This window comes from Segatella maculosa DSM 19339 = JCM 15638 (assembly GCF_000382385.1).
Taxonomy (GTDB): Bacteria; Bacteroidota; Bacteroidia; order Bacteroidales; family Bacteroidaceae; genus Prevotella; species Prevotella maculosa.
In genome coordinates this window covers 274,686-287,341 of the sequence record NZ_KB908320.1, presented here as the reverse complement: position 1 = coordinate 287,341, position 12,656 = coordinate 274,686, and the positions used below count along the sequence as shown (strand labels likewise).

The 12,656-nt window shown below is 43.7% G+C and carries 10 protein-coding genes; 9 read left to right on the top strand and 1 reads right to left on the bottom strand.

Annotated elements, in window-relative coordinates; genetic code table 11:
* Positions 1-49: 49 nt before the first annotated feature.
* The 7 genes from H164_RS0103295 (at position 50) to H164_RS0103265 (ending at position 7,442) form a co-directional block, all read left to right on the top strand.
* Positions 50-1,336: a lipopolysaccharide biosynthesis protein gene (locus H164_RS0103295; RefSeq protein ID WP_019967297.1), complete on the top strand. Its 1,287-nt coding sequence runs from the start codon at positions 50-52 to the stop codon at positions 1,334-1,336.
* 25 nt (positions 1,337-1,361) lie between these two features.
* A complete protein-coding gene (locus tag H164_RS0103290; protein ID WP_019967296.1) occupies positions 1,362-2,519 on the top strand; it encodes a glycosyltransferase in 1,158 nt (385 codons plus the stop codon).
* On the top strand, positions 2,516-3,193 hold the full coding sequence (locus tag H164_RS0103285; RefSeq protein ID WP_373278007.1) for a CatB-related O-acetyltransferase: 678 nt from the start codon (positions 2,516-2,518) through the stop codon (positions 3,191-3,193). Before H164_RS0103290 ends, H164_RS0103285 begins: the two co-directional genes overlap by 4 nt.
* 216 nt (positions 3,194-3,409) lie before the next feature.
* A complete protein-coding gene (locus H164_RS0103280) occupies positions 3,410-4,642 on the top strand; it encodes a hypothetical protein (RefSeq protein WP_019967294.1) in 1,233 nt (410 codons plus the stop codon).
* Positions 4,639-5,373, top strand: a complete 735-nt coding sequence (locus H164_RS0103275) for a glycosyltransferase family 2 protein (RefSeq protein ID WP_019967293.1) — start codon at positions 4,639-4,641, stop codon at positions 5,371-5,373. The genes H164_RS0103280 and H164_RS0103275 overlap by 4 nt, the downstream gene beginning before the upstream one ends.
* A gap of 12 nt (positions 5,374-5,385) precedes the next feature.
* Positions 5,386-6,597 carry a glycosyltransferase family 4 protein gene (locus H164_RS0103270; RefSeq protein ID WP_019967292.1) on the top strand — a complete coding sequence of 404 codons (1,212 nt, stop codon included), beginning with the start codon at positions 5,386-5,388 and terminating at the stop codon, positions 6,595-6,597.
* A 14-nt stretch (positions 6,598-6,611) separates the two neighbouring features.
* The gene (locus H164_RS0103265; RefSeq protein ID WP_019967291.1) at positions 6,612-7,442 is read left to right on the top strand and encodes a glycosyltransferase; all 831 of its coding nucleotides are present in this window, start codon (positions 6,612-6,614) and stop codon (positions 7,440-7,442) included.
* Between the two features lie 151 nt (positions 7,443-7,593).
* On the opposite strand, the gene H164_RS0103260 is transcribed toward H164_RS0103265, so the two are convergent.
* Positions 7,594-7,956, bottom strand: coding sequence for a hypothetical protein (locus H164_RS0103260; protein WP_008564116.1), 363 nt, complete (start codon positions 7,954-7,956; stop codon positions 7,594-7,596).
* 772 nt (positions 7,957-8,728) lie between these two features.
* On the opposite strand from H164_RS0103260, the gene H164_RS0103255 reads away from it, so the two are divergent.
* Positions 8,729-11,152, top strand: a complete 2,424-nt coding sequence (locus tag H164_RS0103255) for a TonB-dependent receptor (protein ID WP_019967289.1) — start codon at positions 8,729-8,731, stop codon at positions 11,150-11,152.
* 29 nt (positions 11,153-11,181) lie between these two features.
* The gene (locus H164_RS0103250; protein WP_025830012.1) at positions 11,182-12,609 is read left to right on the top strand and encodes a hypothetical protein; all 1,428 of its coding nucleotides are present in this window, start codon (positions 11,182-11,184) and stop codon (positions 12,607-12,609) included.
* Positions 12,610-12,656: the final 47 nt, after the last annotated feature.

Below are 12,656 nucleotides of genomic sequence, written 5' to 3'. Positions count from 1 at the left end.
AGATTTTTGATTAATTAGGCCAGTATTTAAGGATTATTCTACCCATCTTATGATATTTTCCACAAAGTTTGAACGTATTACAAACAATAAAACGTTAATTAACGGCTCGCTCTATTCGCTATTTTCATTCTTTGGACAAGGCTGTAATTTCCTTATTCTTATCTTGGTTGCTGGTTATATCTTACCTGCTGATTATGGAAAACTCAGCATTTTTAATACCATTGCGACCTTTTCCGGCTATCTTATCGGGCTTTCTACCTATGGATATGTATCGATTTCCTATTTCAGAGAGACCTATTCTGTATTCAGAAAGGACTTTACGGCTATTATTTTCATTCACGCTTTGTCGTTCCTTGTGCTCACTTTGGTAGCCTCATTGCTGACCGAAAATATGGTTAAAGCTTTGGAAACTACGCGTCCTCTACTTTATTATGCGTTAATTATCTCTTTCGGAAACCTGATGTTCAACATTCATCAGGACTATCTTCGTATTAAGGAAAGGCTCAAAGGCTATGGCATCTGGAGCGTTGGTAATGCACTTTTGAACTTTATTCTTACCATCATCTTTGTGATTTCGTTCCGACAAGGTTGGCTTGGACGTATTAATGCGCAGTTAGTCTGTATGATTATCTTTGCGACATTGGCTCTCATTTCGTTTTATCATACTCGACTTTTTCATGTAAATTATTCATGGAAGCGCTATCGGACAATTCTCCTTTTCGGTCTTCCCATGATACCACATCTCGCAAGTCTATGGATAAAACAGGGCTTAGACCGCTATATTATCAATTATCATTACTCTACTTATGAGGTGGGTATCTTCAGTTTTGCCATTAACTTGGTTACTGTTATTGTCATGATTGGGTCGGCATTCAATGCCACCAATTCCGTAACACTCTATCAGATTTTGGGCAACAAAACAACTTCAAACGTAGAGAAGCACATGGCGTTGCGCCGGCAAACCAAGACGATTGCCCTCGTTTATATTGCAGCAAGTGCGGCTTATGTGCTATGTATTGTCCCCATTTGCTATCTGGCACTACCCAAATACACGCCAGCCATCCCCTATTTTCTTATTCTTTGTGGCTACGGACTCTTGCAATGTTTCTATTTTCTCTATTGCAACTACATGTTTTTCTATAAAGAAACAAAGCAACTGATGTATATCACCTTTGGCTCATCCCTGCTGCATCTCGCACTATCTCTGCTGCTTACGCAATATTCGCTCTATCTAACGGCCATCATCTACGTGCTGGTTCAAGCCGTCATCTTAGTGCTCGTGAGACACTATGCACACCGAATTTTGCAACAAAATCTGCCACTTTCTGTGCAGTAACATTCATAAAAACTCATCAAACAGCATGTCTTTAGCCATCTGCGTCATCTGTTATAATCGCATAGCACCCTTAAAACGCGTGCTGAAATCGTTGGAAGCGGCACATTATGATGCCCCCATTCCACTCATCATCAGCATTGACAAGAGCGAAACGACGGCCATTGAAGACTTCGTTGAGGCCTACCATTGGGCACATGGAACACTCAAAGCCATCAAGCATCCACACAATTTAGGGCTCCGAGCACATGTCATGGAGGTGGGAAAACTACTGAATGATTATGACGCGCTCATTGTTTTAGAAGACGACATCACCGTTTCGCCCTATTATTATCAATATGCTTGCCAAACCATTGCCCAGTATCAGGATGATGAAAGAATAGCGGGTATCAGCCTATACAACTTCCCTGTGGACTATCAGAACGGTCTTCCGTTCACACCTTTGCAGGCAGATGCCGATGTTTATTTCATGAATTGTGCACAATCGTGGGGACAAATTTGGCTGAAAAAGCAATGGCAAACCTTCATGACCTGGTATGAAACGCATCACGATGAATTTCAACTCGATTACCTTCCACAGGCACTTAACGACTGGCCCAAGAGCTCTTGGCTAAAATATCACACACGCTATTGCATCGAAGAAAATAAATATTTCGTCTATCCCTACCAAGCATTGTCCTCCAATAACAATGATGCAGGCACACATGTGGCACAAGAAGAGACCAATATTTTTGCCAGTTCGCTGCAGGTTTTGCCCCAAAAGACCTACCGATTGCCTGCGCTTGATGAGGGCATAGTGAAATATGATGGTTTCTTTTCACCTACTTTTTTAGCCCACTATCTCCAGCTTTCAGAAGACGATTTGACAGTAGATTTCTGGGGGAAACGCAAACTCCAACACGTCAAGCGCTATCTTTTAACCACCCGGTCGCTTCCTTTGAAGGTCGTCAACAGTTTTGGTTTGCGCTATCATCCGATGGAAACGAACATCATGCTGCAAGAGAAAGGGCAAGAAATCTATCTTTACGACACACACACCAAAGGCAAAAAACCGAAAACGATAAAGCCCATTACCTTGCTGCAATATAGTTATCGGTTCAAGATACTATCCTTATTGAAGGCCGTTGGCATCGCCAATCTCGTCATGATGGGGTGCAAACGATGGTGTAAAAAACTCATAAAATGATGCATTGCTGGATGAAACAGTTGCTCAAACGATGGTTTCTCCGTCTGAAATGGCACGGGAAACTTCAGTTTGAGCAGGGTTGCGACATTGCTTTACAGGCTCAATTCGAAGGCATGAACAAGATTTATAGCCACAGTTCCTTTGGCGGAATCCTCGGTTATGGCTCGTATATTGGCCATCATTCGAGCCTAACGGCCAAAATAGGTCGCTTTTGTTCCATCTCTAACCACGTGATTTGCAACCACGGCATCCACCCTTTCCAAGCACCTTTCGCCACTACTTCGCCCTGCTTTTTCTCTCTTCGTAAGCAAAACGGAGCCACTTTCGCTACCCAACAAATGTTTACTGAATTGCGAACAACCGATGATGACAAACGTTTTGGTTGTGAAATCGGTAACGATGTATGGATTTGCGAGGAAGTATTCATCAATGGTGGCATTCACATTGCCGACGGAGCGGTGGTGCTTGCCCACGCCGTTGTCACGAAAGATGTTCCACCCTATGCCATCGTGGGCGGTGTCCCTGCTAAAATCATCGGCTACCGCTATGACGAAGCAACGATAGAATGGCTACTCAACGTGCAATGGTGGAACAACCCTATTGCCTGGTTTAGAGCGCATTGGTCACTGCTTTGCGACATCGATAAGCTCAAAGCCTATTACGACAAAGCGTAAAAGGCCGCATGGATGATGGTATACATTCCATAAAGGTGATACTACCTGCAAAGTAATTCATACGTAATTATCACGCTTTATCGTGCAAATTGCCTGCAAATAGAATAGCTTTTAAGTATCAATTCACACGCTTTTTCCAACTGAGACACAAGGTCATGCAAGTCTTTAAAGGCATAGTCTCAACAACTACCACATAAGAAGACAGCGGAACCAACGATGTTATTACATAAAATCAAAGCCAACTGGCTCTATATTGTGGTGTTTAGCACCTTCTGCTATAGCACCATAGAACTTGGTGTTTTGCTGCTGACGCTGCTTTATCTCATTCGCCATTCGCTGGTGAGAGCGCCTCATGTGCTGGTTTATTTAACGCTGTTCTTTGCCTATTCTGTCGTGGTGGCAACCACCATCTTGGGCTATCCCATAAGCAAGGGCTTGCAGCAATATGTGCTACTCACCCTCTACATCCTGATTTACTATAGTCTCTTGTCACAGCAAAAGGCCAATATCGAGGGGCTATTCATCGTCTATTTGAAGGTAGCCAAGGTGGTTGGTCTGCTCGGTTTCATCGAACTTTGCGCCTATGCTGCCACACATATCGATATTTTCTCGTTCACCTTGTGGGCAAAAACCAATACCGAGGTGGCGCCACACATCATTCGTGTGCATAGCACCTTAGCCGAAGGCGGTTATTATGGCACCATTCTAAGCCCGTTTATCGCCTATATCATCCTCTATAAAGATAAATTCCATCTTTTCAAACGGTGGCAATTGGTGCTCATCTTCACGAGTTTAGCATGCTCTTTATCGACCATTGCATTCATTACAGCCGCCATTTGCCTGTTCAAATGGTTCTACCAACGGGTGAACAAAGGCATTTTGTTCAAGATGATTGGTGCTTGTGCTATAGGAATCGTCATCTTCTTTGTTTCAACAACAAAGCAAAGCGATTCTGAAAAAGGGTTTAGTGGCATCATGCTTAGGCTTCAACAAACGGTCACAGCCTTGTCGAGTTTGAACAACATTTATGTCATAGAAAGTTTGAATAACTCGTCGTATGCCCTCTTAGCCAATACCTATGTGGCCACACATGCACCGCTGCGATGGACGGGAACAGGCTTAGGTACGCACAAACTCAACTACCATGCGGTGTATCAATCCAACAGACCACTCTATGGTCTCAACGAAGAGGATGGCTATTCGCTGTTCAATCGCTTGCTATCGGAGACGGGAATTCTCGGTCTCCTCGTGTATATCGTGTTCCTATTCAAATGCAGGAGCAAGCAATCTATGATTAACACCTGCGTGCTCTTCTATCTGTTGGGCACCTTTATCCGCGGAGGAAACTACTTTGTTTATGGCATGATTTTTTACAATATGCTTTATTATTTCTCCTATAAAGAAGCCAAAATAACACAACGATTACGACTAAGAAACGAAAAGAAATGAGCCCTAAGATTTCGATTATCATTGCAACTTACAACGCAGGCAAAACGCTTGCACGCTGTTTGCAAAGCATTCGCGAACAAAAGACCAACGAGATTGAACTCCTTGTGATAGATGGCGGGTCGAAAGACAATACTCTCGATATCATCAACACCTATCAAGACACCATTGATTACAGCTGCTCCGAGCCCGACAAAGGTATTTATGATGCTTGGAACAAGGGCATTGCCCATGCCAAAGGCGATTGGATGATGTTTATCGGTGCCGATGATTATCTGATGAATGGCGGGCTATCAACCTATTTAAGCCTGTTATCACAAGAGGATTACACCTCATACGACCTCATTTGTGCCAAGGAACTATTGGTAGATGCGTCGGGGAAAGTGCTCAAAACCATTGGAAAACCCTATCATTGGGACGATTTTCGCAAGCAAATGTTGATAGCCCATGGGGCATCACTCCACAATAAAAAGCTCTTTCAAGAGGTAGGTTTGTTTAGCTTACACTACTCCATCTGCGCCGATTATGAATTTCTTTTACGAAAGAAGCTCAAGAGTTTGTTTGTCAATGAGACCGTCCTTTGCATGCAAGATCGCGGTGCAAGCACCACTTATCAAGCCATTTTCCAGGCCTTTCAAGTGCGCAAACTACACCATTCCCTATCGCTTCCACTCAACCTTTTCTATTTTTGCAAAGGCATAGGAGCGATTACCCGCAACCGATTGATGCACTAACGCCACGCCATCATGCAAGTAAAAAATATCATTGTCTATAATGATTATGGACATATTTATGGGGGTGCGGGCAAAATTGCATTCGATAGCGCCCTTGCGTTGGCGCAGAAAGGCTATCATGTGGTGTTCTTTTGCGCCACAGGTCCCGTTGAGTCACAGCTCGAAGTACACGGCATTGAGGTGGTTTTCCTAAATCAAGCCGATGCCCTTTCCGATAAAAATAAAATGGCTTCTGCATGTAGAAACATTTGGAACCGCAAGGCCTATCGCGAGAGTCTCAAATGTTTAGCACAATATAGTCCACAAGACACGGTGGTGATGGTGCATGGTTATGTAAAGACTTTGTCGGCATCTATCTTCTCAACCTTTAGAAAACGGCAGTTTAAAACCATTCTGACCCTGCACGATTACTTCACGGCTTGCCCCAATGGTGGGTTCTTTAACTACCAAAAAAATGCATGTTGCACCTGCAAAGCCATGTCCACTCGCTGCGTGTTAACCCATTGTGATTCGCGCAATTACGCCTATAAGCTCTATCGATGTGTGCGCCAAAGCGTGTTAAACCATTGTCTACGTCGTGCGAAAAAATATATCCATGCCTACGCTGTTTCGAAGTTATGCGAAGAAAAGTTGTGCCCCTATGTAACGCAGTTTGCCACAAAAAGCGGCGTGCTCTATAACCCGGTGATACGCCTTTTAGACCACCCCATAGATATTTCTCGCAATAACGCCTTCTTATACATTGGGCGGTTGTCCGAAGAAAAGGGAATCCATGACTTTTGTAAGGTGATGACTGAACTGCAATTACAGGGTATTGTCTTGGGCGATGGCTATTTGCTTGACGACTTAAAACATCAATATCCCAACATCACCTTTGCGGGTTGGGTGAATGGAAACGACAAGATGACCTATTTAAAACAGGCTAAATGCCTCGTCTTTCCGTCAAAAGTGAATGAGACTTTTGGGCTGAGCGTGGCCGAAATGCTGTCGATGGGTGTGCCATGCATTGTGCCTTTAGGTTGTGGAGCTGCTGAACTTATTAAAAATGGGGTGAATGGACTAAATTATGAAATGGGGAATCTAGTCCAATTAAAAGATACCATTAAGCAGTTCGAAGAGATTGATATATCAGACTGGGCTACAAAAATGAAAGCATCAAAGTTACCCACTTTCTCAATGCAAGTATATCTTATGAACTTAGAAAAAATTTTTAGTAATATATAAAATGCATATAAGCTATGATAACAGTATCGATAGTTACCTTTCATACCGATTTAAATGAGCTCACCCAATGCTTAAAAGCTTTAGAGTCGCGAAGCATAAGTGTGATTTTTATAATAGATAATTCTAAGGATGAAGCTATTAGGCGATTTTGTTTCTCCAAGACAAATGTTGAATATATTCCACAAAAGAATATAGGATATGGGGCAGCACATAACATTGCAATTAGAAAATCAATAGCACTGAATGCAGATTACCATTTAGTTCTAAATAGTGACGTTTACTTCTCTCCTGATGTTATCAATGAAATAGAAAACTATATGAATTTACATCCTGATGTCGGGCAATTGATACCAAACACGATATATCCCAATGATGATATACAATATGTAGTTAGATTATTGCCAACACCAATGATTTTGATTTTTAGGAGATTCCTACCCAAATCGTGGTTTCAGAAACAGAATGACAGGTTTCTTTTGAAGGACTGGAAACATGATTCTATACTCAATGTTCCATTTCATATGGGATGCTTCATGTTTTTTCGTAACTGTAGTTTAGAAAAAACAGGAGGCTTTGACGAGACTTTCTTTATGTATATGGAAGATGTTGATTTAACAAGGAGAATCCATAAGAGCGCAAAAACAATCTTTTGGCCGAAAGTTACAATCGTACATAATCATAAAAGAGAGTCTTATAAAAACCGGAGACTCCTTAAGATACATATTAAAAGTGCTATTAGCTATTTCAATAAATGGGGATGGTTTTTTGATAAGGAACGTTCAGAATGGAATCGGGAAGTTCTGCAAGATATTTGTAGCTCCGCTAAAAGTTCTGTTTCGAGATAGGACCAATCTATCACTACAGGGAACCGAGAAGGCTACAAAGTCCTTCTTCTGCCGTTCCACCAGGCAGTTTGTTAGAAGAAACATAACGAAAAAGCTGCATATCCACGATGGATATGCAGCTTTTTGTTATATGCTCTCTTCAATATTCAGATTACATGTTGAGACCACGGTTGTTCATTGTGGTGTTCAGAAGAAGAAGATACTTGCTGTACTGGCTGTTGTTCAGAATGTAGTGCATGTATTTGAGGTTCTTCTCGATGGCCTTGTCGACCATAGCCTTGCGCTCGTCCTTGGGTGCATTGGCTGCGTTCATCATCTCGATGCAGAAAGTTTTGTGTACATCTTCCACACTTTCGAGCTGGTCGCTTGAGAGACCAAGGGCCTGAGCCAGCTTGCCATAGTTAACAGTCATGTCATAAGCAGCAACCGTGTTGGCTGCCTTTGTGTTCTCACCCTCGGCAAAAGCCATTGTCATACTCATAACTGCAACGAGTGTCAAAATCATCTTTTTCATAATCTTTTTACCTTTCTTTGTTTGTGGACCCTTTTCTTTTCGGTCCTGTTATACTTTTTATGTTTATCCTAAAATGTCTTTTTGTTTCCTTAAGACGTTGCAAAGGTATGACAGAAACACAACATCTGCAAGCAAATATAAGATTGTTTGCGCAAACAGGTGCTTTTATTGACATAAATCAATAGTGTGGCTTTCGGATTATAAGTACCTTATTATATATAACCGGAGGTTGTTTTTCCGGGGAAGATGCACCGTTTTCTCAAACATGATGGGAGAAGCCGGAGAAAACGATAACAGTTTTTTGTAAAACGATAAAACTTTTTTGATGAAGGGATAGTACTTTTTAAATGATACAATAGCACCTTATCAAAAAGACAACAGTATCTTTCCTCAAAAAGGTATATACCTTTTCGTTAAAACGTATATACCTTTCCAATTAAAAGTATATACCTTTTCAGTTAAAAGTACGCACCTTTTTAAAAGGGAGGGTATAGCTTTCCATAAAACGGCAGTATCTTTTGATGAAAACGATACTACTTTTCGCACAGAACTATAGTATTTATGGGGCACGAAGATGGGAGTGGGGCAGTATCACCCCGCTTATCGGGCGTGCTTCGATTACTTAAATTTAGGTATTGCCTGTTTTATTTGTTCGTTTTAATTTTGCACTCACAAAAATGATTGTCTGCGAGCATTTGCCGGAAAACAAGAAAAGACAATTCCCGTAGGGCAACCTTGTTAAACAATTTTTATATTCAAACTTATTAGCGAAATGCAGATACCCTGTATTATGTTGGAAAGCGCTGCGTGGTGCAGCCGCCTACAACTCAAAACAGTCATGTTGGTCCTACTGTTCATCGCCGGAATTCCGCCCGGAAAGGCTTCGACAGACGAGTTTCCACAAAACAATCAACAAGCAGAAACGACGCAAGTCGCGTTTATTGTGTTATCTTCAACCACCCGAGAGCCCGTCATCGGCGCTACGGTGCGATGCGACAAAGCCGTCATGGGAGCTGCTACCGACGCGCAAGGCAAGTGCACGTTGCAACTGAAAGGTAGTGCGAAGAGCGTCCGGGTGGAGGTTTCCTACATCGGCTACAAGAAAGTTTCAAAGCAAATCGCCGTTACGCCCGACAAACCCGTCGTGATTCTGATGACTGATGATGCCAAGATGCTCGACAACGTGGTCGTTACGGCACAGAAACGGCATACGTCCGTACTGCAACAAACGGCTACGATTGGTTCAGAAGAATTGGAGAAAGGCGGTGCAAGTTCGCTGGCTAAGATGCTTGAGACCGTTCCCGGCGTGAGTTCCATCAGCACGGGCAACACCATTGCCAAGCCCGTCATACAAGGCATGCACAGTAGTCGTATCCTTTTGATGAACAACGGTGTGAGACTCGAAAGCCAGAGTTGGGGGGCCGACCATGCCCCTGAGCTTGATTATACGGGCTCGAGTATGGTTGAAGTGGTGAAAGGAGCCGAGTGTATCCGCTATGGTTTCGGAGCCATGGGCGGTGTGGTGCTGCTCAATGATGCCCCTTTGCCCTATGGACATCACCACGTCAATGTGAAAGGTAATGTCAATATGGGCTATGACACCAATGCCCGCGGTGGCAGTGGCAGCGGTAGTATCGAGGCCGGCTACAAGCAATTCGGCCTGCGATTGCATGGCATGTACACCAAAGGTGGGGACTATCGCACTGCCGACTATATCCTTAATAACACGGGCTATAATACGATCAGCCTCTCGGGACAGGCCGGTTGGCAAGGTAGAAATCTCACAGTAACTCTTTTTTCGAGTATCTATTATCAGCGTAGTGGCATCTATTATGCCAGCAAGATATCTGATTTGGACCAGCTGCTCAAGCGTTTTGAATACGGTCGGCCCGACCCTAAGACGCTCTTCCCGTTCTCCTATCGCATCAAACCACCTTTCCAGCAGTCGCAACACGTGACTTTCAAGGGTGAATTGAAATGGGACATCAGTGCCAATCACCGGCTTGACTTCACACTTTCCTTTCAAGAGAACCTCAGACAAGAGTTCGAAAACCGAAAGAAAACGCAATGGAGTTGGATTCCTGTGCAGGACCTCATCTTGAAAACCTATAAGTTCGACGTGCTCTGGCATGCGAAATGGAAGCTGTGGAATATGACTACCGATGCCGGACTTTCCAATACTTATCAGACCAACTACAACTATCCGGGTACCAAACAGCCCGCTTTCGTCCCGAATTTCGCCGCACTTTCGATGGGAGGTTACTTCCTTCACAAGGCGCAGTTCGGCAAATTGCAATGTGCATTGGGCATGCGTTATGACTTCCGTGTCATGTCGGTCAACGGTTACACGAGTCTCAGCAACTACACCTACTATGATGACTTCAAACTCTACAGCAATTTCACCACAAGTCTTGCCGCCCATTATCAATTGAATGCGAATTGGGACGTGCGGGCTAATATCGGTTGGTCGTGGCGGCCTCCAGATATCAATGAACTCTATGCTATCGGGCTCCAAGACGGCTCCTATTGGGTGGTCGGTAACCGGCATTTGGCCAGTGAACGCGGCTATAAATCGGTCATCGGCGCACGCTATCGCAATGCATGGTTCTCTATTGAGCCGAGTGCTTTCTATCAACGTATCGATAGTTATATCTACGATCATATCGGAACAGGTAAAGACCGCTTCCACAATCACCCCAGTGGGAAATATCCCAAGTTCATCTACGACCAAGATGACGTGAAACTCTATGGCGGGGACATCGAGGCAACGGTTCATCCGATAGCAGAACTCACGTTGGTCGGGAAAGGTGAATGGATGTTTGCACGCAACATTACGCGCCACGACTGGCTTCCTTTCATGCCATCCGATCGTTATGGGCTCTCGGCAACCTATGTTCGTCCCTTGGATACAGCGAAAAAGCATCAGGTCTCGCTTTCGCTTTCGGGTGTGTATGTTACTAAACAGACTCGATTCGACCCTGATAAGGACCTCGTCAGTGACTCACCTGAGGCTTATTTCTTGCTGAACGGTACGGCAGATTATTCTATTAGACTGCCCCACGGCCGACAATGGAAGGTCATGTTGGTGGGAGAGAACATTCTTAACGCGCTTTATAAGGAGTATACCGACCGCTTTAGATATTATGCACATGAGCGTGGGGCCAACTATTCCATTCGTACCATCTTCAGGTTTTAGTATGTCAATCCTATATAAACGATAACGATATGAGACAATTCTATATACTTTTCTGCGCAGCATTGCTCTGTGTGGGCTGCAGCAACGACCAAGTAGACGACTTCTTTAAGAAATTTATCAAGGCACCTCCCTCATCCATCGATCGAGATGTGAAAGGACACGACCAAATATATGCCGTTCATGCCATCCTACGTATGGGGTACAAAGGCGGACTGATTGGTGTCGGTCCCAACGGTACTGATTCCGTGGACAGCTACACGATGTATCATGTGGCAGGCGACTCAACCTTGCTTCCCATCATGCAAGAAATAGACATGGCAAAGGACGATGACGGCCAGATGACCATCACGACCGAGCGAGACCATTTCGACGTCATCGCTTCTGATAATATCTATTATGGATTGGAACTGCTCTATTACGATCAGAACGGACTCATCATCAATCACCAGTTTGCAGGCTATCCTTATAAGAAAGATAAAGAGGGGGCGAATATTCCCGATGAAGATAATGCAACATTGTTAGTTCATCAGCACTTCTTTGGTGTGGGGAACGGTTCGCTTGATAAGGCTCATCAATCGGGAAAAGCGGCCGTGAAAGGCATTCAATTGGCCTATCCGCGTTCGCTCCAGACTCCTTCTACTTATTATGATCGCTATACTTTTCGGGAAAAAGGAGGAAGTGTTGAGCCTGCAACTAAATTTTCTGCTTCCAATATCTTTGCTCCTGAGGGCTTTAATTTCGGTAAGAACCAAGTGCCTTATGATGAAGACTTGGCTTGGAAAGCTATTGAAATATCTGGCAAACCCGAGGCTTTACAGCCCTATGTTGCATCGGATGGTAAGAGATATAGACTTTTCCGAGTCATCGATATGATGCGTCTCAACGAACTGACACCCGAAATCTTCACCTATGATTATCGCGATACCGATCCCGTTGAAGAAGAATTAGGTAAGCTTTTTGTTGATTCCTACAATGACGATTTCATAGATCCTGATACCGAAGCACCTCGTCAACGCTATGGTGAAACTGTTGGCTTGTTACGACAAAACAGAAGTTTGGAATCAAATACACCATATGACCGGTTAGGTTTCAAAGGTATCCTGCAATTTCACAAGGCTGACCTTGCTTTTCAGCTGCAAGTAAGAATCTGTCACATTCTTAATAAGGGGCAACAGCATGCAGGTGAGGCGGAACGTCCAGCAAAATACTGCAACACCAATAATAGTGAGCATGGTTATATGTGGGATTTTAACCAAATACAGCCCGGTTGGGACAGTTTCGACATTGATTATCCGATTTCAATTCGTGTCATCGGCAACACCAATGACGGTCAGGAGAAATGTGTGAGCGATGTAAAACGCTTCTATCCCCATGCCGATGCGGCTACTTTGTGGGAGATGCTGAGCCGTCCTGGCGACTATTTTTGGAAATATCGCAGAAATATTGTCGTGATGTAGGTGGAATACGTATGGAGAAACAAGGAAAATATACCCAAGTAACATAG

Coding starts and splice junctions, on each gene's coding strand:
- H164_RS0103280 (WP_019967294.1), top strand. CDS start 3,410: ATGTTATTACATAAAATCAAAGCCAACTGGCTCTATATTGTGGTGTTT.
- H164_RS0103295 (WP_019967297.1), top strand. CDS start 50: ATGATATTTTCCACAAAGTTTGAACGTATTACAAACAATAAAACGTTA.
- H164_RS0103250 (WP_025830012.1), top strand. CDS start 11,182: ATGAGACAATTCTATATACTTTTCTGCGCAGCATTGCTCTGTGTGGGC.
- H164_RS0103255 (WP_019967289.1), top strand. CDS start 8,729: ATGCAGATACCCTGTATTATGTTGGAAAGCGCTGCGTGGTGCAGCCGC.
- H164_RS0103270 (WP_019967292.1), top strand. CDS start 5,386: ATGCAAGTAAAAAATATCATTGTCTATAATGATTATGGACATATTTAT.
- H164_RS0103275 (WP_019967293.1), top strand. CDS start 4,639: ATGAGCCCTAAGATTTCGATTATCATTGCAACTTACAACGCAGGCAAA.
- H164_RS0103265 (WP_019967291.1), top strand. CDS start 6,612: ATGATAACAGTATCGATAGTTACCTTTCATACCGATTTAAATGAGCTC.
- H164_RS0103290 (WP_019967296.1), top strand. CDS start 1,362: ATGTCTTTAGCCATCTGCGTCATCTGTTATAATCGCATAGCACCCTTA.
- H164_RS0103285 (WP_373278007.1), top strand. CDS start 2,516: ATGATGCATTGCTGGATGAAACAGTTGCTCAAACGATGGTTTCTCCGT.
- H164_RS0103260 (WP_008564116.1), bottom strand. CDS start 7,956: ATGAAAAAGATGATTTTGACACTCGTTGCAGTTATGAGTATGACAATG.